Below are 26334 nucleotides of genomic sequence, written 5' to 3'. Positions count from 1 at the left end.
TTATATTATGCAGTTAGGAGACCGAAAAAGTTTTTATAACTCTGTTTTTTCTATAACTGCACCACAGTAACTCCATCGCCACCTTCATTTAATTCACCAATGCTAATATCCCTGACATAATGATGATTTTTCAAATACGTTCTTACTCCTTTTCGCAGAGCTCCAGTTCCTTTTCCGTGGATAACCAATACTGTACTTAACCCTGCTACTATCGCATCATCAATATACTTTCCTAAGGCATATTCTGCTTCTTCTACCATCATACCCCGTATATCAATTTGCCTGGCGACATCTTGGATTTTCATAAAATTTTTATCACGATTTTTATCTTTAGCAATCTTTTTAATAGGTAAGTTGTCGCTTACCAAGCGGCAGTCTGTAATTGCAACATTCATTTTCATAATGCCCAATTGAACAGTTACTTCATTTGTACCAATCGATACTACGGTCCCCTTTTGCTTCAGCGTAGTTATGTATACTTGCATTCCTGGTATTAAGACATTGGCAGTAACAATAGGCAACGGGTTATCATCTTCTTCATTTTCATTTAAATTTTCTAGATTGTCACGCAGACGTTTTCTACTTTTGTCAAAAATACCTTGCCTTGTCGAGCTGCTACTCTTTGCTGTAAACTGCGCTTTTAGCTCCGTTATAATTTCTTCTGTTTCTCGCCGAGTTTTTCGCAGTAGGGATTCAGCTTCTTCTTGCGCTTTGGCCAAGATTTTATGCTTCTTTGCAGCCAATATACTTTCCTCAGTCGCAAGCTTTTCTCTTAAAATTTGCAATGTTTGTTCTTGCTGAATAACCTCTTCATGGAGTTTATCATAAGCGATCTTCTGCTCTTCCAAAGCATTTAAAACGGTTTCAAATTCTGCATGATCTTTATCAATAAATTGGCTAGCTTGCTCAATAATACGATCTGATAATCCCAAACGTTTACTAATTGCAAAGGCATTACTGCTTCCTGGAACACCAATCAAAAGGCGATATGTGGGTCTTAATGTTTGTATATCAAATTCCACACTAGCATTTTCGATTCCTTGTCTTGAATATGCGAAGGTCTTTAATTCACTATAATGAGTTGTAGCAATTGTTTTAGCACCAATATTCAGCAAATGTTCTAATATTGACATAGCTAAAGCAGCTCCCTCATCCGGGTCAGTACCTGCACCAATTTCATCAATTAATACTAAATCTTCGGATGATATTTGGTTTAAAATTCTCACTAAGTTAGTCATATGAGCCGAAAAAGTACTCAGACTCTGCTCAATGCTTTGCTCATCACCAATATCGGCAAAAATATTATTGAATACAGCGATTTCAGAACCATTTTGTACAGGAATATAGAGTCCAGCCTGTGTCATAAGAGCAAATAACCCTAACGTCTTTAACGTTACGGTCTTGCCTCCTGTATTTGGACCTGTAATGAGCAATGTATTAAAATCCTTGCCGATAAAAATGTCAATCGGAACTACAACATCAGCCTCAATAAGAGGATGTCTAGCCTGACGCAGATTAACATATCCTTTATTATTAATAATAGGCATGGTCGCCTGCATGGTCAGACTAAGTTTTGCCTTCGCAAAAGCAAAATCAATGTTAGCTAACATATCACAATTCATATAAATAGTCTCTGAGACATTCGCAATTTGTTCCGTAGCGGATCTTAAAATTCGCTCAATTTCATTTTTTTCTGCAGACGTGAGTTGTTTAATTTCATTATTTAAAATTACTACTGCCATTGGTTCAACAAATACTGTAGCACCACTAGCTGATTGATCATGAATGATTCCAGGAAAATGATTGCGATATTCTTGTTTAATTGGTATAACATACCGCTCATTGCGCACAGTCACTAATGCATCCTGAAAATATTTTTGATATTCACTGGAGCGCAGTATACCGTCTAATTTATCTTTGATACGACTTTGAGATAACCGTATTTCCCTCCGTACATGCAAAAGCTCAACACTTGCATCATCACGTATCTGTCCTTGTTCATTCACAATGTTTTCAATAAAATTTTCAACATTACGCAATACATTGATTTTTTCAGCATAACCAAGCAAAATGATTAATGCTACAGGCATATCCATAAAAAAATTTTTCATTCTTCGAGATGCATATAACGTACTTGCTACAGCTACCAATTCATCAGGAGCAAGTACAGAACCTATTTCTGCACGTTTTAACAACGTGCGAATATCACGAATACCACCAAGAGGTATACTAGACATTGCGTCCAAAATTCCTCTGGCTTCCTCTGTTTCTGCTATTTTTTCTTCCACTTCAGCTAATTCACTTGACGGTATCAATTCCTCTGCAAGTTCTCGCCCCATAACAGAACTACATTTATCTGCGAGCATAGCACGTATTTTATGATATTCTAATGTTTTTAGTACTGATATATCCATTCATTTCCCCCTAGAAATAAAGAAATATACAATTATATTTCTTTATAATACACCACGGAAATAATGTCCCCGGGTGATATCTTCATGTTCAACAGTTTTCATTTTATCCTGCGCAAGCAGGGGATGATCTTCTCCTTGATCCAATAGTTCTCTGTAGAGTTTGCTTATTCTACCCAAGTGATCAGCAGTACTCTTCTTTCCCTCAATTCGTATACGTTTGATTCCCATTAAACCAAATCGAGGTACATGAGGCAACATACTTAATTCTTTTGCATTTAGTATATGCATACGACAATATTGATCTGTCACCACTGGAAATCTTTCATTTTTACGATCATTTAACCAATAATCACGGCGTAAACAAGCCTGATTACATTTTCCTGTACCTAATTTGCCAAGATAGCTTCCTATCGCACAATACTCCGATACCATTAATGTTACATATCCATGAACTAAACATTCTAAAGCCACCTTCTGATCGCTAGCCAGCTCTTCAATCTGGGAAAAATTTAATTCTGGTGATAAGGTCATACTGGAAATACCTTGTGCAGCTAAAAAATCTATCGATACATCATTGTATATATTTAATGAATAATCACCGTGGAGTGGCAGGTTCGTTATCTTTTTGGCAATATGCAATGTCCCCAAATTGCTTATAGCAACAGCATCTGGCTGTAATTCCTCAAATAAAGCCAATTCCCTTTTCACTTCGTCCATCTGCCATTTTTTTATAATACGAGGAGTATTTAAAATAATTTGCTTACCATATTCATGTACCATGGCTACAGCTCGTCCATATATCTCAGGAGTGATCATTTTATGATCAAAGGTTTCTCCGCCAAACATAATGCAATCTGCGCCGGATTCTAAAGACACTTTAATTTTATCAATCGTATCTGCATTTACCACCAATAAGGGCTGTCGTACGCCAGCTTTATCCCGAATTATATTCGATGATAGAAAATCTCGTGCAACATATTTTTTTCTAGGTAAATCTTCGCGTTGAAAGGGCATTAAGCGAGCTTGTTCTAATTCTTCAATTGCTCTGCGCCTAACATCATTGATCTCGCTAATTGGCACCATCACTTCACCAATTATATTGCATTCCAGGGTATTTACGTTAAAGATCGTAGATCCTAGCCGTTCAACCTGCTTGGCAATTACTTCTGAAGTTAAGGGTCTTTTAATAGCTCTTTGAGCAATAAAGGAAGTCCTAGCCCGACTACAGAAACCATCTCTATCTTGTATACTAATTTCCAAAGGTTGACCTTCCTGTACAGTTACTTTGATATCAACTGCTACACGTTTCACTGCATTTGGTTCAGTAAAAAAAGATCGTGCTCGTTCCATCAAACCCGCATCGAAAACTTTAAAGACCCGATCATTTATGCGCACAGGAGCATGCACATGAATTGCTACTTCTGCCCCAGCAGGAGCGCTAGTCACTTTCTGACCATTTACCACCATAGATGATACGGTTACACTAACCCTGCCACCAATCTTTACCCAAAAATCAACAATATCATTTATATATAAAGGTTCATCTAATTTTATAGTTGCAACTCGTTCCTGATGCTGATAATCGCTAACCCGGCCAATACGCACGCCCCGGTTGTTCGGACGACGGTCACTCATCATCTTACGTCCCTGATGAGTCTTTAAGTAAGCCGTAGTGAATTCACGATTGAAGATTTGTGCCAGTTCTTTTTGTTCCTGCTCTGCAACAACATAGGCATCTGGATTAACCAAACAAGCGTCAATCGCTCGCCTATACGTATCAACTACCACTGCTACATATTCTGGTCTTTTCATGCGTCCTTCAATTTTAAAAGAGGTTACACCTGCTTGAATAAGCTCAGGTATCAACTCCAATGTGTTTAAATCTTTAGGACTTAAAAGATATTCCCCTGCATCCGCATCTAGGAGTAAATCATTTCCTTTTTCATCTACAAGGGTATATGGCAAACGACAAGGCTGGGCGCAACGTCCACGATTACCACTTCGCCCACCAATCATACTACTCATTAGACATTGACCAGAATATGAAATGCATAATGCACCATGAACAAAAGCCTCAATTTCTGTAGCTGTATTCTTACAAATATGTTGAATATCATCCATTGATAACTCTCGTGATACTACTACCCGCTGAAAGCCAAGCTCCGTCAAAAGCTCTACGCCTTCTAAATTATGTACTGTCATTTGTGTACTAGCATGTATTGGCATCGCAGGGATAATTTGTTTTGCTATTTTAAAAACGCCAATATCTTGAACTATAATCGCATCTACACCAATTCTATACAAATACTGTAAATAAAGCGATAATGCAGGTATTTCACCATTATCAACAAGGGTATTTACAGTCACATAAACCTTAACACTACGCAAATGAGCCAAATTTACAGCTTCTATTAATTCCTCATCAGTAAAATTAGGTGCGCTAGCTCGAGCACCAAACATTTTTCCTGCTAAATATACGGCATCGGCACCACCTTCTACAGCTGCAATTAAAGCTTCTCGACTACCAACAGGAGCTAATAACTCTATCATTTAAATTCATTCCTTTCAAAAGCCTTGCCCTATAATATAAAAACATCTCCACATAAAGACGCAAAGTACACAAAGATGGCACACGCCCTCTTTGTGTGTACTTTGTGTACCTTGATACAGGCATAGTATTTATCTACTTAATCTTTTCTTGTCTTTTTATATACTCTGCTACATCATGTACATCTGATATAAATTGTTCGAATCTCGCCCATTTCTGACCTAACGGACTTAAGGGGTTCTCAAAAATACTTTTATAATACAACTCAAGTTCATATTTTGTTAAAGGCTCTTTTTCTGGAGTTCTTATAACAGTAAAAACTCCACAACTTTCCAATCGTGCCAATTTGATATCTGACAAATTAGTCATATCCATCCCTTGCTTATGAAGCTCTTGCCGTAAATCATCGTAATTGAAATGATTTTTGATAAAGTTTTCTCGTAAAATTTTTCCATCCTGAACAAGTGTAATTGGCGTACCCTCTACCCACTTCCGTAAAGTAAGGTTTTTTAAGGATACATAAGCAATCAATTGCTGCAATGCCAAAAGAGCAACTAATCCTTCTATGCCGCTGAGTATAGTCTGTGCTTTGTCCATAGATGCAGTAACAATGATGTCACCAATGCCTACCATAATAACAAAATCAAAAGGCGACAACTGCCCTACTGTACGATTTCCCATTAAACGAACAACGATAAGAGCTATAGTAAATAACACCACTATATGTAATAAAATCTGACCAACATCGGCAGTTTCAAACACTATATCACTCCTTTTAATTGTAGTATTAACAATCAAAAAGCCTGTTATACTGCACGATAGCGTCAGTTATTTTTCTTCTTCTACCATTCGAATCAATTGTTTATAATTTTGTTCTAAATCTAAATATGCCTCTGCAATATTGAGTGCCGCTAGCACAGCCACTTTACCTGGAGATAATCGCAAATTCTTCTGTGCAATTGTCTTCATACGAGAATCGACTTCTGCAGCAATGGCAATTACTTTTTCAAGTTTGACATCACTTTTTAAACAATAGGTTTCACCAAAGATTTCAACTGTTACTTTATGTTTTTTTTCATTCATAACGTCACCTATAATACCTATTTTACTAATTCTACATTCGACCTGACAAATATGATTTCCTGCATATGTAGCAAAGAAAACATATTTGTCTTTATTAATACAAAAAAAGGCAGCTATGAGATATCATAAACTGCCTTTTTTGTATTATCTTACGCCTTATCAGTTTTATTAAGTAAACTGTGGTTTTTACCATATAAAAAATATACTAGAAAACCAATTCCACTCCATACAAAAAACCGCACCCATGTTTCGTAAGGCAAATTATACATTAAATAACTACAGGAAATAACGGCCAACGGAGCGATTACACTAACTGCAGGGCATCGAAATGGTCGTCTTAATTCCGGCTTCGTGTACCGCAGTACTAAGACTCCCACAGAAGCTACTGCAAAAGCAAATAAAGTTCCAATATTGGTAAGTTCAGCAATGATCCCAATAGGAGTAAATCCGGCGATCAAGGCTACCGCAATTCCACCAAAGATTGTAATAATATGGGGTGTTCCATACTGAGGATGGACTTTGGAAATACTAGCCGGGATCAAGCCATCACGAGACATTGCAAAGAAAATACGAGATTGACCATACATTAATACTAGTAATACGGTCGTAATACCACATATAGCACCTGTACCAACTAATGCAGATCCCATATTATATCCTATCGCCCTCAATGCATAGGCCACAGGCTCTGCATTATTTAATTCACTATAAGGTACGACACCTGTTAATACAGCAGCAACGATAATATACAAGATAGTACAGACTAACAAAGAGCCAATAATACCAATTGGCAAATCACGATTCGGATTATGACATTCTTCTGCTGCTGTTGCTACCGCATCAAAACCAATGTATGCAAAAAATATAATAGCAGCGCCAGCAGCTACTCCCGAAAAGCCAAAAGGCATAAATGGATCCCAATTTGCAACATTCACTTTTGGACCTGCCAAAACTAAGAAAATAAAAACCGCAGCCAACTTTATCAATACTAAAATTTTATTAAGTGTTGCACTTTCCTTGGTGCCGCGCACCAAAAGCAAACTTAAAAAGAAAGAAATTAACATCGCTGGCACATTTGCAATACCGCCATCAGCTGGTACCGCAGTGTAGGCCTTTGACACCTCAATACCACCTGATTTTAAAAGACCTACCATATAGCCAGCCCATCCAGCTGCAACAGCACTAGAACCTACAGAATATTCCAAAATTAGATTCCAGCCTACAATCCAGGCAACAATTTCTCCCAATGCAGCGTATGTATACGTATAAGCACTACCAGAAATGGGAACCATTGCGGCTAACTCAGCATAGGCTAAGGCGGCAAAGGCGCAAGCCAATCCTGAAAGAACAAAGGAAAGTACTAATGCAGGGCCAGCATATTTAGCTGCAGCTACTCCAGTTAAAACAAAAATACCAGTACCAATAATACAACCAATTCCAAGAAGTGTTAAATCCATTGCACCTAACGATTTCTTTAAGCCTTTTTTCTCAGCCCCTTGTAAAAGTTCGCTGATACTTTTGGTACGAAAAATCCCCATTAAGCTCCACCTTTCTTTTTTATAAATAACAAAAAATCTCAAAAAAATAGACCTGCCCACAAGGACAGATCTATCAAAATCTAAACGTTTATAAACGCCTAAATAGCTATCCCGTTAACAGGATAACACAAGTAAAGTCATAGGTAAAGATTTTTTCGTGTTTTCAGAGGAGACATTTTGTACTAACTACGAATTCTAGCCGCTAACGAATTCTCTATGTGATCAATTGTCTTCTTGTAGTACACATCTATTTCTTCATCTGTAAGAGTCCGCATCTTATCCCTATAAATTAATGAAAATGCTAGACTTTTCGAACCATCAGCTACTTGTTCACCAACGTACACGTCAAACAAGCGAACATCACTAAGCAATGGCCCCCCACTGGTAATGATAGCTTCTCTTACTTGATCAGCAGAAATAGTTAAAGGCAAGACTACTGCTACATCTCTTTGAATAGCCGGAAATTTAGGTAATGGTTCATACTTGGCAAGTAAATTTACACAATCCACTACAGCTTCGATGTCAACCTCAAATATATACACTTTACGATGTATATCAAATTCATCTGCCACTTTCGGATGTAGTTCACCAACAGTTGCCAATATCTTACTATTTCTGGTGAATACTGCCGTCTTTCCTGGATGCAGAGACATATGTTCACCTGTTGTTACATGATAATCACTGATTCCTAAACCAGCCAGTAATACCTCTACAATACCCTTGGCATCATAAAAATCAACATTGTCCTTGCCTTGGCTCCAAGACAGTTCACTGCGTTTACCTACTAATGCGCCACAGAGCATCAAAGGCTCTTTAGGCAACGAATCTAGAGGAAGTTCTTCGGGCAAATATACTGCCCCAAGTTCATAAATTTTTATATCATCATTTTTTCTAGAAAGATTACGGACAATGGTTTCCAATACACCACCTAATAAAGTAGTCCTTAATATGGGAAAATCATCCGTGATAGGATTCAGCACGCGAATGGCACGATGTAGGACATGATCATCTGCAATATTTAATTTATCCAATACTTGCGGATGAGTAAAACTCAAAGAAATAATTTCATCCAAACCCGCTCCTGTTAAAATTGTTTTTATTACATCAACAATCGACTGGGCATATTCTTGCCCACCACGTAAAATATTACCATCAGGAGTTGTTGTAGGGATTTTATTATAACCATAAATTCGAGCAATTTCTTCACATATGTCAGGCTGATACTGTACATCGTTGCGCCATGTAGGCACATTTACAATTACTTTATCACTTTCAGAATGTGTATCAATTGCAAATTCCAAACTTCGTAAAATATTCAGCATTTCACTTTTACTAATATCTGTACCTAGATAAGCATTTACCTTCTGGGGGATAAAGCTAACCTGGCGCGGCAGTACCATGGTAGGATAGCTGTCCACAAGTCCTGGACATACCTTACATGCTCCCATATCTTCTAATAACTTAGCTGCTCTATCTAGAGCACGAATGCTATTAACCGTATCTACACCTCTTTCAAATCTTCCTGATGCTTCTGAACGCAAACCAAGAGCCTTTGAAGTACGGCGTATACTTACTCCGTTAAAAGAAGCTGCTTCTAATATTACATTTTGAGTATTATTAGTGACTTCTGTAGCTAACCCTCCCATTACACCTGCGATCCCTACAGCTTGTACTTGATCCGCAATTACCAACATATCAGAAGTAAGTTCACGCTTAATTCCATCTAACGTTGTAATCTTTTCACCAGATTGTGCTTTTCGCACTGTCAAGCTATGTTTTGAAACCAAATTATAATCATAAGCATGCATTGGCTGTCCCATTTCCAACATAACGTAGTTGGTTACATCAACTATGTTATTAATGGATCGCATTCCCACAGCCTGCAAACGGTGTTTTAGCCATTTTGGTGATGGGCCAACCTTAACATTTTGCAACACCCTTGCAGCAAAACGAGAACATAACGAAGGCTCTTCAATAGCAACCTTTACTAAACTAGCAGACTTTTCCGCTGCGGTCTCATGTAAGTGAATCATTGGTTTTTTTAACGTACTGCCTGTCAAAACTGCAACTTCTCGGGCTAAACCAATTACACTAAAACAATCTGCCCGATTTGCCGTTAATTCAAATTCTAGAACTACATCATCCATCCCCAACGCTTTTTTGATATCAACACCAACAGCTGTGTCTTCAGATAAGATATAAATACCTTCTTTTTCCTTTGCAGACAACAACTTACTGTCAATATTCAGTTCTGCCGTAGAACACAACATGCCATACGACATTACACCGCGCAATTCACTTGCTTTAATTTCCAGCCCACTTGGTAACTTAGCACCAACTAAAGCTACCGGAACAATATTTCCCACTGCAATGTTGTTTGCTCCAGTGACAATAACCAGAACTTCAGTTCCAACATCTAGTTTACAGATGGACAATTTCGTAGCATTAGGATGCTTTTCTACTTCAAGAATCTTACCAGTTACAATCTTTTCAATATCTTTACCTAAGTAGCTAATTCCTTCCACCGGAATACCAGCCATTGTTAGCATCTCTGCTAATACTTCGGGTGTTTGTGAAAATTCAACATACTCTTTTAGCCATTTTATTGGTGCTTGCATACCCATCCCCCTTTAAGATTGTATATCATTATTTTCTTACTAAAACTGTTTTAAGAAACGTAAATCATTCTCATAAAATAACCGTAAATCATCAATACCATATAGTAGCATTGCAATTCGTTCTACGCCCATACCAAAAGCAAAACCACTCACTTGTTCTGGATCAAATTTACTCATCTCAAGTACGCGAGGATGTACCATTCCCGCACCTAATATTTCTAGCCAGCCAGTGCCAGAGCAAACTCGACATCCTCCACCACTACACATAACACAAGAAATATCTACTTCTGCACTAGGCTCAGTGAAAGGAAAGAAACTAGGACGAAAACGCACGCCAACATCTTTGCCAAAAATTTCATGAATAAACAATTCTAGAGTTCCTTTTAAATCAGCAAAGCTAATATTTTTGTCAATTACTAGCCCTTCTACTTGGTGGAACATCGGAGAATGAGTTGCATCATAATCACGACGATATACTTTTCCAGGTGCTATAATACGAATAGGTTGATTTGGTACTGCTGCCTGCATAGTACGAACTTGTACAGGTGAAGTATGAGTACGCATTAAAAACTCTTCTGTAATATAGAAAGAATCTTGCATATCCCGTGCAGGGTGATCTTTAGGTAAATTAAGTGCTTCAAAATTATAATAATCCTGTTCTACTTCTGGGCCTTCTGCTATGGCAAAACCCATTCTCATGAATATTTCCTTTATGCGTACAAGGGTTACAGTTAAAGGATGCTGATGCCCTACATTTACCTTTCTCCCAGGCAACGTAACATCAATCTTCTCAGAAGCCAACTTTTTTTCTAGATCAGCTTGCTTAAAGCCTTCACTTTTCGTTTGAATAATATTTTCTAATTCAGACCTAATATCATTTACAATTTGTCCAATTCTCGGACGCTCTTCGGCGCTCAACGCTCCCATTCCCTTTAAGGCACTAGTTAAGCTCCCTTTTTTCCCTAAATATTTAACCCTAAGCTCGTTTAATGCATCCATATTATCTGCCTGTGATAACTCTAGCAAAGCCAATTGCTTTAAGGATTGTAATTCTTGTTCCATGTGTACCTCCTAAAACATCATTATAGATAAAAATAAAAAGACTCCACCCCTGCAAGGGGCGAAAGCCTTACTCCCGCGGTACCACCCTAATTAGTACTCAACTTTCTTTAACGCAGAAAGGAACGTCTGGCTTACACAAAAATCATTTCTTCAGCACAGATTACTCCAGAGCGAACTTCTGTTAACCGTTTTGGAACTGTTCTCAATCTACGACAGCATCCTCCCTGTATAAACTGGCACTAACATACTCTTCTCTATCATTGTAGTTACCTTAATATAGCAACTTTATCTCACTATATATCTTCAATTCTACAGAGCAGTTAAACAATATAACACTAACAGCTCCTTATCAGCAAAATTATAGCACATTATATCCCATATTACAATAAAAGACTACTGACGCTGACGCACCGCTTCATATAAAATAACAGCTGCCGAAGCTGCAACATTTAAGGATTCCACATACCCCAGTAAAGGAATATGTAACCGCTCTATTGCAACCTCGAGTAACTTTCTACTGACACCATTGCCCTCGTTGCCAAATACGACAGCCACAGACTGATTAAAATCAGTCCGAAAGTAAATGGTAGAATCCTCCAAAGATGTTGCTAAAATACGAATATCATACTTATCCAAAGAATTTATTACTTCGTCTTGGCTGAGCCCCTCGAATATCGGTACATAGAACAAAGATCCCATACTAGCCCTTACTGCCTTAGCAGCAAAAACATCAGAACAGCCTTTTGTCAATATTACTCCTGTACAACCAGCGGCAGCAGCCGTACGAATTATAGTCCCCACATTCCCAGGGTCCTGAACTTCATCAAGCACCACCAAAAGCGGTTTTTCTACATTAGCAAGACAATCAACTAACCTATACTCACGTTTTTTCATAATTGCCATTATACCTTGAGGTTGCTTTACTTCCGTTATTTTTCCATATATAGCTGCTGAAACTTCAATCATACGGCAGTTCCTGGACTGCAATAATAACAACACTTCTTGCACCCTTTGATCTTCCTCTGCTCCCGTTATATAGACGCACGCATCCACTGACCAATTTGCCTGAGCAGCCTCTTCTACTAACCGAACACCCTCAATACTAAATAAACCTAACTCATCACGAAATTTCTTTTCTTTAAGCGAAGCAGCCATTTTTATAAATCGATTCTGACTACTAGTAATTATTTCTTTCACGCTAGGTCCTCCAAGCGTTGTATCCCTTTCATCCCTCCCACAACAACTAAAATATCACGTTCAGTAAACTTTTCACTTGGTAAGGGTGGCACAATTACTACTTCTTCTCTTTTAATAGCAACAACATTAATTTCAAATTTTGCCCGTAAATCTGTTTCAGCCAGTGTTTTGCCTACTAAAGCCTTGGGAACACGAACTTCCACAATTCCTAATTCCGGTGAAAGTTCAATATAATCCATTACATTACTCGATACTAAATTATGAGCTACACGTTGCCCCATATCCCGTTCCGGATATACAACTCTATCAGCACCCATTTTCTCCAGCATTTTACCATGTAATGTATTTTTTGCCTTTGTAACAATATAGGGAACCCCTAATTCTTTAAGTTGTAATGTGGTTAAAATATTAGCCTGAATATCTTCCCCAATCGCAACAACAACCACATCAAAATTTCTAATACCTAGGGCTGATAATGTATCTTCATCCGTTGTGTCTGCTTGTACAACATGTGTTACTTCATCACTAAATTCTTGAACTCGTTCTTCTCTTGAGTCAATTGCTAATACTTCATAACCCATTTTATGTAAAGTAATCGCAACACTAGTGCCAAAACGTCCCAATCCGATAACAGCATACTGTTTTTTGTTCTTCATAAAAATTTGCTCCTCAACCAATATTAATCTTACCCTCAGGATAATGTATTGCACCTTTTCTACTACGTAAGGCCAAAGCTAAAACGAATGTCACAGGACCTATCCGACCTGCAAACATAGTAATAATAAGCCACAGTTTACCATGTACAGTTAATGAACTAGTGATACCTGTAGACAACCCCACCGTTCCAAACGCCGATACCACTTCAAATAATATCCTTAAAAAGGAGAATTCTTCGCTAATACTCATCATCATTGTTACAATAATAACTAATGTTGCAGCAATAAAAAACACGGTAAAGGCTTTATAGATGATATTCTGGTTAATGCGGCGTCGAAATATCTCAGCATCATGCTTACCTGTAATTAAAGCCCATATTGCCGCAATCATTACTCCAAGAGTTGTTGTCTTTACGCCACCACCTGTTGAAGCAGGAGATGCACCAATAAACATTAAGATAATCGTAAAAAACAAGGTAGCATCCTGCATTTTACCGATATCAACTGTATTATACCCTGCAGTTCTTGGTGTTACAGATTGGAAATAACTAGCAAGAATCTTACCTTTCCAAGATAGCTCACCAAGAGTCTCCGAATTATGCATTTCTAACAATAGAATAACTACGGTACCAAAAATAAGTAGCACTAAAGTAGTAATAAGTACCAACTTAGTATGTAATGAAAGCTTCCTCCATCGTCGATTATTCCAAACATCAAAAATTACAGTAAAGCCAAGACCGCCTAAAATAATCAAAGAGGTAACCGTAAGATTTACAGTAATATCATCGACATAGCTTGTTAAACTACTGCCAAACAAGTCAAATCCAGCATTACAGAAAGCAGATACGGCATGCCAATAACCATAATAAATACCTGTGCTACCCAAATCAGAATACCAATGGATTGCTAAGATTGTTCCACCAATAAATTCAAGAAAAAATGTAGCGAAAATGATATATTGGGTTAGTCGAACAACACCTGATACTGTCATATGATTCAAAGCTTCCTGCATAATCAGACGCTCACGCAATTGAATCTTACGACGCATAATCAGCGCCATTAATGTAGCCATTGTCATAATTCCCAGAGCTCCGGCCTGAATAAGAACAATAATTACCATTTGCCCAAATATAGAAAAATAAGTCCCCGTATCAACAACTACCAATCCAGTTACACATACCGCTGAGGTCGCTGTAAACAAGGCATCAATAAAAGATAAACCTTGACCAGTCGCCGAGGCCATTGGTGTCATCAATAACAAGGCTCCAGCTACGATTAACCCCGCAAAACCCAAAGCTAAAATTTGATAAGGCGTTAGTTTCCACTGCGAAATGTCAAATAAATTTGCAAATCTAGTATGAACGATCAAAATACTTCACTCCAAATTTCAAATAGCATTTATAAGTGCCATATCCAACGATACCAATATATTTTACCACTACTAGTAAGAAAAAACACACATTTTCTTTTGAAAATGTGTGTTTTTTATAAATATTTAATTTATATAGCTTTAGAAATACAATTAAAGTGGAACATATACTTACTAACTGACTCTTTCACACCTTTTTTAACTGCAGACATCAAAAATATATAATTAGCTCCCGGATTGTCACGCAGCTCATTTTTAAGTTTTTCACTTGCAGCCATAGACGTATCAATAGGGATATTAATCTTACTAATGCCACATTTTATAGAATTAGAGTAATCATCACTACTCAATTTCGATCCTCCATGCATAACTAATGGCACGCTAACAACAGTACTCAACTGACCTAATCTGGTGATATTGAGTTTTGTCATACCACGATATGCTCCATGCTTATTACCTACCGAAACAGCCAAAGCATCAATCTTAGTTTTATCCACAAAATTAGCGGCCACATCACATGTAACAATATTGTCTTCATTAATATCATCTACATGCTCGCAACAACCAACATAGCCCAATTCACCTTCGACAGAAACGCCGAGGGAATGGGCTATACGTGTAACTTCTCTAGTCTGTTTCAAGTTTTCGCTAACAGGCAAAGCAGATCCATCAAACATAACAGAGGTGAATCCCCAACGAATTGCTTTAATAATCCCTTCGTAAGTATGACCATGATCCAAATGGAGAGCTATCGGTACTGATGATTTTTGTGCAGCACGAACCATAGCCGCGCTTAAGGTCTCTACATCAACAAACTTGAAAAACCGTTCCGTAATTCCAAGTACTAATGGTGTTTTTAATTCTTCTGCCACTTCTACAACCGCACACAATGTCTCTAGATTAAACACATTAAAACCGCCAACTGCATACTTTCGATTACGCGCATCGTCAAGTAAATGATTCATTGTTACTAACGCCAAAATAAAATCCCTCCTTACGGTTAAATTTTACTTCAATTTGATTCTATTATATTCGCGAAACTTTTTTTAAAAACCTGCATATATTTTGAATATTTAATTTTTTTTATTCCTCATCTATAAATTTGCTCTGCGCGCAATGATAGATTCGTGTAAAAATAAAAATTCCTAGACAAAAGTCTAGGAATTTGATATCTATTTAAGTTGCTCTTTAGCAATTTCAACAAGTTTAGCAAAAGCAACTGTATCATTAACTGCAAAATCAGCCATCATCTTACGATTTACTTCTACACCGGCTTTACTCAAACCGCTAATCAATTTGCTGTAAGAAAGACCATTTAAACGAGCCGCAGCATTAATACGGGAAATCCACAATCTACGGAATTCACCTTTTTTCGCACGACGATCGCGACGAGCATAATATAGAGCTTTCATTACTGTTTCATTTGCTTTTTTAAACAGCTTGCTTTTAGAACCCTTATAACCTTTAGCTAACTTAAGAATTTTCTTATGACGTTTATGTGCTGTCACGCCTGTTTTAACTCTTGGCATGTTGCTGTACCCCCTATTTAATATATGTCAATTTTAGGCGTAAGGAAGCATTTTCGATACGCGTTCATGATCAGATTTGCTAACCAAACCAGCTTTACGTAAATTACGTTTACGAGCTGGACCTTTTTTCTCAAGGATGTGACGTTTAAAAGCTTTAGAACGTTTGAACTCACCGCTACCAGTAACTTTAAAGCGTTTAGCAGCAGCTCTACGTGTTTTCATTTTTGGCATAATTGGTCTCCCTTCTTAATTCTGTGGCTTAGGTGCCAGAATCATTATCATATTTTTTCCTTCAAGCCTAGCCGCGCGCTCAATATTGGCAATATCTTTAATTTGGCTGGCCATTTTATCCAAAACTTTCTTCCCTAGTTCAGGATGGGACAACTCCCGTCCACGAAACATGATGGTTACTTTTACTTTGTCACCATCTTCGAGAAAGCGTTGAGCGTTTTTAAATTTAACATCAAAGTCATGATCCTCAATGTTTGGACGTAGTTTTACTTCCTTGACAGTTACAACTTTTTGTTTTTTCTTGGCTTCTTTCTCCCGTTTCTGTTGTTCATATTTGAATTTACCAAAATCCATAATACGACATACAGGCGGCTTAGCCGTTGGTGCTACCTCGACTAAATCAAGATGTTGTTCTGCTGCCATCTGCAGCGCATCTCTTAGTTGGACAATACCTAATGGTTCATTAGTTGCACTAGTCAAACGAACTTCTCTAGCCCTGATTTCCTCGTTAATTCTTAATGTGTCTTTGCTAATTGTCGCTCACCCCCTGATAAATTTAGCTACATATAAATAAAAACGGATGGTATAAATACCACCCGCAACAAAAGCATAATCATACATGCTGTCATAACCTTACGAACTGCTAATGCGTTGCAAGGTGAGAAGCGGATGGCTTCTACTTAGACTCAATATTCTTGAGTACTTGATAATATTAACATTAGGAATATCGAATGTCAAGAACTATTTTTCAAGCTTTTTCCTTTATTTCTTTTAAAAGATCGGAAATAAACTCACTAGCAAGTTTCCCACCGACATCGCCGTGACCACGCTTACGTACAGCCACACTACCTGATTCAACTTCTTTATCACCAACAACTAATGTATATGGAATTTTTTGCAGTTGTGCCTCACGAATCTTATAACCAATTTTTTCACTACGCTCATCTACCTCAACCCGGATCTCTTGCTCAAACATAGCAGCTGCCAACTCACGAGCATATGCTGCCTGCCGATCAGTAATCGGTAATATCTTAACCTGTACTGGTGCCAGCCACGCAGGAAATGCTCCAGCATAATGCTCAATCAAAATCCCGATAAACCTTTCTATGCTGCCGAAGGCTACACGGTGAATCATAACAGGACGATGCTTTTGCCCATCTTCTCCCACATAATTAAGATCGAATTTCTCCGGCATCTGCATATCCAATTGGATCGTACCGCACTGCCAAGTACGTCCAATAGAATCTCTTAAATGAAAGTCAATTTTAGGACCATAAAACGCACCATCACCTTCATTTATACGATACTCCATGCCTCTTTCTTCCAAAGCATCTCTAAGAGCATTAGTCGTTAGGTCCCACACCTCATCAGATCCCATAGCTTTTTCAGGTTTTGTACTTAACTCTGCATGATATGATAAACCAAAAGTACTGTATACAGCATCAAATAAATCAATTACACCCTGTATTTCTGTTTTGATTTGTGAAGGCAGCATAAAGATATGAGCATCATCCTGAGTAAAGCTTCGAACTCGCATTAAACCATGCAGCGCTCCTGAAATCTCATGACGATGTACCAACCCTAATTCCGCTGTTCTAAGGGGAAGATCCCGGTAACTATGATGCTGAGTACGATAAACTAAAATTCCTCCTGGACAGTTCATAGGCTTTACAGCATAGCCTTCATTATCAATAGTAGTAAAATACATATTTTCCCTATAATGATCCCAATGACCTGATTGTTGCCATAATTTTTGATTCAGAATAATAGGGGTTTTAATTTCTTGGTATCGATATTTAAAATGCAATTTGCGCCAGAAGTTTTCAAGTTCATTTCTAAGCACCATACCTTTTGGATGAAAGAAAGGAAAGCCAGGGCCCTCTTCTTGTATACTAAATAAATCAAGTTCTCGACCTAATTTACGATGATCACGCTTTGCGGCCTCTTCCAACATCGTCAGATATGCCTCTAAATCAGCCTTTTTCTCAAAAGAAGTACCATAAATACGCTGTAACATTTTACGTTTTTCATCACCGCGCCAATAGGCACCAGCCACACTTTGCAACTTAATAGCTTTTACCTTGCCAGTAGAAGCAAGATGTGGACCTGCGCACAAATCAACAAACTCTCCTTGCTTATACATGGAGATCGCTATATCAATCGGTAAATCACGTATTAGCTCTACTTTATAGTCTTCACCTAACTCTTCAAATATACGGATCGCCTCATCACGGCTAACTTCCATTCTTTCAATAGGGAAATCTTCCTTAACGATTTTCTCCATTTCAGCCTGAATTTTTTCTAAATCTTCAGGAGTAAAAGCCTCATCTACATCAAAATCATAATAAAATCCATTTGCAATAGCAGGACCAATTGCAATTTTGACATTCGTAAATAAACGTTTTACTGCCTGAGCTAATATATGTGATGAAGTATGACGAAAAGCGTCACGTCCTTCAACATCTTCAAATGTAACAAACTCAACCTTTGCATCGCTATTTAATTGAATTGGTAAATCAGTCACATGACCATCCACTTTTGCAGCTAAGGCACTTTTAGCCAAGCTGCGGCTAATGGATGCTGCAAATTCAGCCAATGTAGTTCCTTGTTCAACCTCACGTATACTTCCATCTTTCAATGTCACTTGTATCTTTTTCATAGATGTTCCTCCTTAAAAATTTTCCAAATAAAAAAATAAACCCTCATCCCCATAGGGACGAGAGTTATAACCCGCGATTCCACCCTGATTGGCAAAAGCCCATCTTGATCATTGATAACGGGAATTACCCGGCACAGCTTACCGTTTTATAGCTATTACTTCTTATAGCAAAAAAAACATTCAGCATAGCAGTTTAAAGGTGGTAACAATAATGGTGTACGTAAAGATGCTTACAGCCGGTGACATCTTTTCTCTGAAACGACAGTGATACTATTGTCTTGTCCTTTGCATTACTTTTACTAGTATTAGTCTAATAATAGCTATTTTCAAGATGAATGTCAATAACTACATTAGCAGTTTAATGCGTAGGCATAAGGTCTTCCTTATAGGCCTTTATACAAAAGTCACATCCATTGCATATCATGAACCTGCCATCAAAGATGTTCTTTATAATATCCACCAAGCTCTTAGTCGTAGCACGATTATGATCCTCTACGTGAACCATAACACTATATGGTGCTATCGTGATGAGGGCTGTAATGAGCAAATCTTCATGATTGATTGAATCATCATTTTCTAGCACAAAGTTTTCTAATTTTTGATTACTAATTAAATTCCCCTGTTCATCTAAAATTTTGTACGTACCAGAATTAATAATAACTACGTGTACTTCCTCTACCTGCGGTTCCTGGATCGTAACAAAATATCGCAATACGCGGATAAACTCTTGATATTCTAATTCCATCATAAAATCATCTACAGCTGTATCTACTACTCTAGCCAATTTTTCCCGATATTCTTTCAATCTAAAATTGATAAATCCTTCTAATACAAGCTCATGATGTGCGTTAAGATATTCAGCAATTTTTTCCACTATGTTCTTGCTGCGCGTACCAAAACCAAAATCCGCAACCACACCATAATTATCATTTAATAACTGCAACGTATTATCATAAATGATTTTACGCTCTTCTGCAGAAAAATAATAATAATTATCTTCAACAATTTTATAAACAATTTTCTTTTCTTCTCTTGAAATAATTAATTCAGCTAACATATTGGCAACATGATGTTTAACTGCATTCTTAATCCGTTCATAATTACGAAACGATAATTCTCCTTCCATCACATTACAACCAATAAATGTATAATGTCCTTTATTGGTTTCATCAATCGCTATTCTATATCCATCTTTAATTAATGTTTTGCAATCCAATTGCAATCTTTCTCGAATATCCTGGGTTGTTCCGCTTAAACCAACCGAAAGCAATTTCACCACCCTCACTCCCTTCCTATTATATTATATGTATCACATTATATTTGCATACAATTCAAAAATATAATAAGAAGACCCTTAACTCTCTAAAACATAATCGAACCGTCAAAATGAAGAGAACACAAAGAAGAGACAGATAGGATTACTAGACTTTCCATCTTCGAAATTTATAATTCCTATAAAAAAGACTTGGCAAATGCCAAGCCTGCTAAGCCTTATACTTCATTTCTACTTACGAACTGCTTTATTTTTATCAAATATTTTTCCGTGTTCCATCTGTTTTGCAGCAATGTCTATTTTTAAAAGCTTCTCGTATTTATGAATTAAAGCGACTTCCTGCTTAGTAATAATCGATATGGCGATACCACTTTCTCCCGCTCGCCCAGTTCTTCCTACACGATGTAAATAGATTTGAGGATCTTCAGGCAAATCTAAATTAAATACATAATCGATACCGACTATGTCCAGTCCCCGAGCTGCTACATCAGAAGCAACTAATAATTGAACTTTCCCCTTGCGAAAATCTTCTAATGATTTCTTACGATCCCCTTTTACAGAGCTTCCATGTATGCCTGCAGCTTTCAGTCCATGATACACAAGCTTGTCAGTAGTTTCTTCAATATCATCACTTTTATTTATAAAAACTAATGCACGTTTCGCATTAACAAGGCGTACCATTTTACGCATAACTTCAATTTTATCTCTCTGCTCTGCCACAAAATACATATGTGAAATATCAGGTCTTTCGTTACTTTCTTCAGCAATTGTAATGACCTCTGGGTCACGCATGATCCCTTTAGCAATTGCTAACGTATTTGAAGTTATCGTAGCCGAAAACAACAGAATCTGCCGATCTTTAAGCGTAGTCTTTAGAACGGCTTTTACACTATCCACATTTTTGTCATCTAACAAACGATCCGCTTCATCAATAATAATTGTTTTAATCGTCTGAGACGTTATCTTCTTTTTTTGTATCAATTCCAATATCCGCCCACTAGATCCCACTATAATATGTGGCTTCTCTTTTAATTTGTCTATTTGCCTGGCTATATTTACATTCCCAATAATAGGAGTAGACGTTACAGCAATTTCTGAGTTCTTCGATAATATTTCAATTTGCCGCTGTATCTGAATAGCAAGTTCATGGGTAGGGGCAAGAATCATAACCTGCATCTCTTTTTTGCTCACATCAATCTTCTGAAATAGAGGCAATAAATAAGCTAGTGTTTTACCTGTACCTGTTGCCGATTGACCTATTATATCCCTGCCTGCTAAAGACAATGGAATTACTTTCGTCTGTATTGCCGTCGGGACGTCAATGTTCGCCTTCCCTAAACCTGCTGCCAATTGGGCAGAAACGCCGATCTTCTCAAATAATTCGCTCATTATTTTCTCCTCTTCATACGTCTATTTTTAATGGTCCTAATTACTTCATTCATAAAAAACGTTCCCTTATCGAATACTATAATGGTTCCGCCAGCATGCATCAAGTGCCGCCTCAATGTGAGGCGGCACTTTAGACTACGTTTACCCTCTTAACGTCTGGATTAAAGCATAATTAATAGCTGACATTTCATGAGGTACGGCGGCCATACCAACTTTACTGGCGGCCATATATCTCGCACATGTTTTGTGCCTTTCGCGATAAAGTTCTGGTGGACAAAACATGGAACAGTCACCTTTAAATGGACACACTAGCGATTCCTCCACTTCAGACAATAATACTTCATATATCAATATTATCTTATAAATTACATAATATATCAATATTTTTTCTCAAGACTCGTCATTTTATTCCTATAATGACTAAAAAGTCCCTCATCAAAGATGAGAGACTTTTTAGCTACATGAGTATTTTAACTAAGAAATAGCCTGTAAGACATCCAACCCCTACACCAATTAGACCAGGAGCAATAAAACTATGATTGATAATAAATTTACCAATTCGAGTAGTACCCGACCGATCAAATCCAATACACGCTAAATCACTAGGGTAGGTTGGTAAAACAAAATATCCATAAGATGCAGAGAAAAAGGCTACCATCATTTTGGGGTCGACTCCCAAACTAAGACCTAAAGGAGCAATTGCAGCAACAGCAGCCCCTTGACTATTCACTAATTTTGAGACTAGGAACAATACAACAGCATACATCCAAGGCTGGCTAGCAACAACGCCCGCCAATGTACTCTTCAATAAGGCGAAATGTGCATGAAAGAAGGTCTCACTCATCCATGCTACACCAAATACAGAAACAATTGCAACCATACCTGCTTTAAAAACAGGACCATTGGATATCTCCCGTTGATTCACCTTACAAACAATCAGAATAATAGCACCTGCAATTAGCATCAACATCTGGATAACTAGATTCATCGATAATGGCTTCAATTTACCAACAGGGCCAAAAGAAGGAAGTAAATTAGGGAATGCACCAAATAGAACAACAACACCAATGGCAGCAAAGAATATCCAGGTTGCCCAATAGGATTCTTTTGGGAATACCTTGTCTAATAGAGTATCAGAAGTTCCATAAATATATTCTTTTTGCTCTGGATCCTGAATTTTTGCTTGAAATTCTTCATCCTTGTCCAGATCCTTGCCACGCTTCATACTCCAAAGAGCAGCAACAACAACTCCCAACAATGTAGATGGAATGGAAACAGACAACAAATCAAGAAGACCAATCGCACTACCTACACCATGGGATTGAGCTAGAATCGAAGCCATAGACACAACTGAAACGGATACAGGAGATGCACCGATTCCCATCTGAGATGCAACGGAAGCAACAGCCATTGGTCTTTCAGGACGAATTCCTTTTTTAACCGCAATGTCATAGATAATAGGAAACATTGTATAAACGACATGACCAGTACCGCATAAAAACGTCAATGTCCAAGTAGTTATTGGGGCTAGAATCGTGATGTAAGAAGGGTGACGGCGTAATATACGCTCCGCAACCTTCATCATCACATTTAAGCCTCCAGCAGTTTGCAATACAGAAGCACAGGCAATTACTGCTAAAATCGTTAGCATAACATCAACAGGTGGTTGACCAGGTTGCAGATTAAAACCAAAAGTAAGAATAAAAAGACCGATACCACTAATTAACCCTAAACCCATTCCACCATAACGAGTACCTAAGATCAAACAGCCTAAGACCACTAAAAACTCCAAACCTATCATATTATTTACAATTCCCCTTTCTTTTAAGAGTCTAACAAAGTCGCAAAAGCAATTTTGTCTACTTTTGCATTATGCTTGCCTTCCTCTTTTTCACCTTATACATGTTTGCTATTAATATGGCGAAATCCTGCGAATTCGAGAGAATTCACAGGATTTCTTCGTTTTTTTTAATTATTTAATTTGAATTTAATTATTTAATTCAAATTAAATAATTTTGACTACATTTTTTCAGTTACAACAGCATTTTCTTACGCAAAAAAGGCTGTGATTTTATTACATCACAACCTAAGGTCCTATTAACACTCTTATTACATCTTCTAAATATAGATTCATTTAGAAGATATTCGCACATTAATAATCCTGCCACATCCTAAACATTTTCCCATACCAAAGCTATTAAAATATACTGTACCTCCGCATTGTATATGAATTAACAAGTATAGCGCCTCCTTATAAGCTATTATAAAGAGTATTTTATGAGATATTACTGGAAATTATGATCTTATTTATTTTTATAAAAATAGTAATATATATACAATTCAAATTTGAATTACATGACGAACTTCTTTTAGCTTGTCAAACTCCGCAGCAACAATCTGCTTAAAGAGCGGTACTAAATTAGGATCAAATTGTGTACCAGCACAACGTTCAATCTCAGCTATAGCCACTTCATGCTTCATGGCTTTACGATAAGGACGATCATTCGTCATTGCATCAAAAGCATCGGCGATAGATAAGATGCGACACGCTAAAGGTATTTCCTCATTCTTGATTCCTAGCGGATATCCTTCTCCATTCCACCATTCTTGATGTTTTAATATCCAATCCGCAATTGGCAATAACTCACCGGAAGACTGAGCCATTCGATAGCCGATCTCACAATGACGTCTCATAATTATAAACTCTTCATCTGATAAGCGGCTCGATTTAAAAAGGATGTGATCAGGTATGCCTACTTTACCAATATCATGGAAACGACCTAAAAGACGTAAGTCAGGTAATCTACTCGACTCTATTCCTATCGCTTCTGCCAACTTTACGACTAAGATCTCCAATCGATCAATATGCCCATCATCAACAAAATCCCGAACCTCCAGAGCTTTGCTAAGAGTCTTAACGATGGAACTCCGAATACTTTGGCTGCTATGTAATTTTTCCCGATACATATTATCATCAGCAACTTTAAATACATCAGCTACACTTTGCTTAGGATAAGCTTTAACACTAAATCCAATGGAAATGCTAAGAGGAATTTTAGCATTAGTCTCACGAAATTCACTAACCCGCCGACGAATACACTGGCAAATCTCTTCAATATCTATACTGCTTGAATTATACAATATCACTGCAAACTCGTCACCACCTACCCTTGCTACTTCAGCAATTCCTGAAAAGCACTCTTTAATGATCGTAGCAGCACTAATGAGAAGTTCATCACCAGCCTGATGTCCAAAAGTATCATTTACTAATTTAAGACCATCAATATCACATATCACAATTCCAATAGAACTCTGGCAATTTCTATCCAACTCCTGCAACTGCTCTTCAAAATACACTCGATTATATAATCCGGTCATTCTGTCATGTAAAGCATAATAGTGAAGTTTACCCTCCATATCTTTTCGTTGGGTAATATCCCTGACAATGGCAATAATTTCATTGGCATTAATCGCTATAATTCGTACTTCCTGATATCTGATGGTTTTCATTTCTTGATATTGATATTCAAAGAATTGAATCTTTTCTGTTATAAGCGCTTGCTGAATCTTCTCTGCCAAAATTTGCGGATTCTCCATCATTAAGAAATCTTCTAAATTTTCACCAATTTTCTCTTCCTGAATTATTGAAGTAAACTCCTTACCGTTTTTATAAGAAAGTACGATACCAGAAGAGTCCAAAAGATATATCGAATCTGGCAACGCATCAATTAACCTTTGATTCCGGCGTTGGCTTTTTTGTAACGCTTCATATAATAGAAAATTCCCTAAGGAAATAGATGTGATCTCGGCAAAACTTTTTAACACTTGTAATTCTTCTTTATCAAAAACATGCTCCACTGTATAATTCATGCTAAAGACACCAATTACTTTTCCCTCGGCTTTTAAAGGAATACCAATACCAGCTTTCAAAAGATTATAAACCGGGTCGCGTAATCGGTCTTCCCATTCATGATATCTTGGAACAATGACGACATCTCCGCTTTCCCATACTTTACCGATAATACCTTCACCTTTTTTTACACTCCCCTGGATCTGATAGCGCAAATCCTTCTATAACTTTTGATATCATAGAATTATCATTCTCACTAAGTAAGTAGATATACCCAAATTGAGCTCCACTTATCTTCATCATTTTTCTAACTACAATCTTTAAAAGATCATCTACCATAAAACCCTGCATGAGGGCAATGGATGCTTCATGCAAAGCATACAAACATTCATTTCGCCGATTTATTTTTTCCTCTCTATACAATAATTCATCAAATTGCTTTTTTAATTCTTCTTCAGAAGCAAGCAACTCCTCATATGTTGTCATAATCTCTTCATTTTTCTTCTGCATTTGCTCTTCAGATTCCCTAAGGCGCCTAGAACTACGGGAAATGAGTCGATACAGCATTAAGGCTGTAATCGCTACAAAAAAACATCCTTTTACAACCTCTATTTTAATAACCATCCCTGGATCTGAAACGAGACTGTTTACTAAATAATCAGAAAATAATATCCATAAGACACTGATAACTATATACATTAACGTGATTTTGAAACCAATAGAATATTTATTTTGAAACATAATATCAACTCCTTACTTCTATAACTGAGTAGATCGTTATTTTTTAGTTCGACAATATTTTCCTTTTTCCTGCGAAAATCCAAACATTACCACCCGTCAAACGGGCGCGCATAGCAGGTGGCTTTTTGTCTCGTGCGCTTCACTTACTCAACAGACTGAAGTCTAAATAAAAGCGAA

General features: G+C 37.4%; 21 protein-coding genes and 1 other annotated feature. All 21 genes read right to left on the bottom strand.

Annotated elements, in window-relative coordinates; translation table 11 throughout:
• Positions 1 to 50: 50 nt before the first annotated feature.
• The 21 genes from LMF89_RS10800 to LMF89_RS10700 all read right to left on the bottom strand — a co-directional run bounded on the left by LMF89_RS10800 (position 51) and on the right by LMF89_RS10700 (position 26157).
• Entirely contained in the window at positions 51 to 2414 is a 2364-nt protein-coding gene (locus LMF89_RS10800; RefSeq protein WP_229535079.1) for an endonuclease MutS2, read from the bottom strand.
• A 42-nt stretch (positions 2415 to 2456) separates the two neighbouring features.
• Positions 2457 to 4964, bottom strand: coding sequence for a U32 family peptidase (locus tag LMF89_RS10795; RefSeq protein WP_229535078.1), 2508 nt, complete (start codon positions 4962 to 4964; stop codon positions 2457 to 2459).
• A gap of 133 nt (positions 4965 to 5097) precedes the next feature.
• Complete coding sequence (locus tag LMF89_RS10790; RefSeq protein ID WP_229535077.1) at positions 5098 to 5724, bottom strand: DUF421 domain-containing protein; 627 nt, start codon at positions 5722 to 5724, stop codon at positions 5098 to 5100.
• A 66-nt stretch (positions 5725 to 5790) separates the two neighbouring features.
• Positions 5791 to 6045: a cell division protein ZapA gene (locus LMF89_RS10785; RefSeq protein ID WP_007934931.1), complete on the bottom strand. Its 255-nt coding sequence runs from the start codon at positions 6043 to 6045 to the stop codon at positions 5791 to 5793.
• A 149-nt stretch (positions 6046 to 6194) separates the two neighbouring features.
• On the bottom strand, positions 6195 to 7583 hold the full coding sequence (locus LMF89_RS10780; RefSeq protein ID WP_229535076.1) for an amino acid permease: 1389 nt from the start codon (positions 7581 to 7583) through the stop codon (positions 6195 to 6197).
• A gap of 182 nt (positions 7584 to 7765) precedes the next feature.
• The gene (gene pheT / locus LMF89_RS10775) at positions 7766 to 10201 is read right to left on the bottom strand and encodes a phenylalanine--tRNA ligase subunit beta (protein WP_229535075.1); all 2436 of its coding nucleotides are present in this window, start codon (positions 10199 to 10201) and stop codon (positions 7766 to 7768) included.
• 39 nt (positions 10202 to 10240) lie between these two features.
• Complete coding sequence (gene pheS, locus LMF89_RS10770; RefSeq protein WP_007952628.1) at positions 10241 to 11263, bottom strand: phenylalanine--tRNA ligase subunit alpha; 1023 nt, start codon at positions 11261 to 11263, stop codon at positions 10241 to 10243.
• Positions 11264 to 11656: 393 nt separating this feature from the next.
• Entirely contained in the window at positions 11657 to 12460 is an 804-nt protein-coding gene (locus LMF89_RS10765; protein WP_229535074.1) for a TrmH family RNA methyltransferase, read from the bottom strand.
• The gene (locus LMF89_RS10760; protein WP_229535073.1) at positions 12457 to 13116 is read right to left on the bottom strand and encodes a potassium channel family protein; all 660 of its coding nucleotides are present in this window, start codon (positions 13114 to 13116) and stop codon (positions 12457 to 12459) included. The genes LMF89_RS10765 and LMF89_RS10760 overlap by 4 nt, the downstream gene beginning before the upstream one ends.
• 13 nt (positions 13117 to 13129) lie before the next feature.
• Positions 13130 to 14485, bottom strand: coding sequence for a TrkH family potassium uptake protein (locus tag LMF89_RS10755; RefSeq protein ID WP_229535072.1), 1356 nt, complete (start codon positions 14483 to 14485; stop codon positions 13130 to 13132).
• Positions 14486 to 14616: 131 nt separating this feature from the next.
• Positions 14617 to 15465 carry a class II fructose-bisphosphate aldolase gene (locus tag LMF89_RS10750; protein ID WP_229535071.1) on the bottom strand — a complete coding sequence of 283 codons (849 nt, stop codon included), beginning with the start codon at positions 15463 to 15465 and terminating at the stop codon, positions 14617 to 14619.
• 192 nt (positions 15466 to 15657) lie between these two features.
• On the bottom strand, positions 15658 to 16014 hold the full coding sequence (rplT, locus tag LMF89_RS10745; protein ID WP_229535070.1) for a 50S ribosomal protein L20: 357 nt from the start codon (positions 16012 to 16014) through the stop codon (positions 15658 to 15660).
• Between the two features lie 33 nt (positions 16015 to 16047).
• Positions 16048 to 16245, bottom strand: a complete 198-nt coding sequence (rpmI, locus tag LMF89_RS10740) for a 50S ribosomal protein L35 (protein ID WP_007934943.1) — start codon at positions 16243 to 16245, stop codon at positions 16048 to 16050.
• Between the two features lie 15 nt (positions 16246 to 16260).
• Complete coding sequence (gene infC / locus LMF89_RS10735; RefSeq protein ID WP_071524641.1) at positions 16261 to 16779, bottom strand: translation initiation factor IF-3; 519 nt, start codon at positions 16777 to 16779, stop codon at positions 16261 to 16263.
• 28 nt (positions 16780 to 16807) lie between these two features.
• Positions 16808 to 16933 (bottom strand) — a sequence feature (ribosomal protein L20 leader region).
• A gap of 60 nt (positions 16934 to 16993) precedes the next feature.
• Positions 16994 to 18904 carry a threonine--tRNA ligase gene (thrS, locus tag LMF89_RS10730; RefSeq protein ID WP_229535069.1) on the bottom strand — a complete coding sequence of 637 codons (1911 nt, stop codon included), beginning with the start codon at positions 18902 to 18904 and terminating at the stop codon, positions 16994 to 16996.
• Between the two features lie 358 nt (positions 18905 to 19262).
• The gene (ytxC, locus tag LMF89_RS10725) at positions 19263 to 20180 is read right to left on the bottom strand and encodes a putative sporulation protein YtxC (RefSeq protein ID WP_229535068.1); all 918 of its coding nucleotides are present in this window, start codon (positions 20178 to 20180) and stop codon (positions 19263 to 19265) included.
• A 228-nt stretch (positions 20181 to 20408) separates the two neighbouring features.
• Complete coding sequence (locus LMF89_RS10720; RefSeq protein ID WP_229535067.1) at positions 20409 to 21566, bottom strand: DEAD/DEAH box helicase; 1158 nt, start codon at positions 21564 to 21566, stop codon at positions 20409 to 20411.
• A gap of 141 nt (positions 21567 to 21707) precedes the next feature.
• Positions 21708 to 21875 (bottom strand): hypothetical protein, encoded by a 168-nt coding sequence (locus LMF89_RS10715; RefSeq protein ID WP_007952603.1) that lies wholly within the window; start codon positions 21873 to 21875, stop codon positions 21708 to 21710.
• 148 nt (positions 21876 to 22023) lie between these two features.
• Positions 22024 to 23367 (bottom strand): anaerobic C4-dicarboxylate transporter, encoded by a 1344-nt coding sequence (locus tag LMF89_RS10710; protein WP_229535066.1) that lies wholly within the window; start codon positions 23365 to 23367, stop codon positions 22024 to 22026.
• Positions 23368 to 23906: 539 nt separating this feature from the next.
• Positions 23907 to 25631 carry a diguanylate cyclase domain-containing protein gene (locus LMF89_RS10705; RefSeq protein ID WP_229535065.1) on the bottom strand — a complete coding sequence of 575 codons (1725 nt, stop codon included), beginning with the start codon at positions 25629 to 25631 and terminating at the stop codon, positions 23907 to 23909.
• Positions 25594 to 26157, bottom strand: a complete 564-nt coding sequence (locus LMF89_RS10700) for a GAF domain-containing protein (RefSeq protein ID WP_229535064.1) — start codon at positions 26155 to 26157, stop codon at positions 25594 to 25596. Before LMF89_RS10700 ends, LMF89_RS10705 begins: the two co-directional genes overlap by 38 nt.
• Positions 26158 to 26334: the final 177 nt, after the last annotated feature.

Source organism: Pelosinus baikalensis (assembly GCF_020819555.1).
GTDB classification, from domain to species: domain Bacteria; phylum Bacillota; class Negativicutes; order DSM-13327; family DSM-13327; genus Pelosinus; species Pelosinus baikalensis.
This window is presented reverse-complemented; position numbering and strand designations above follow the sequence as displayed.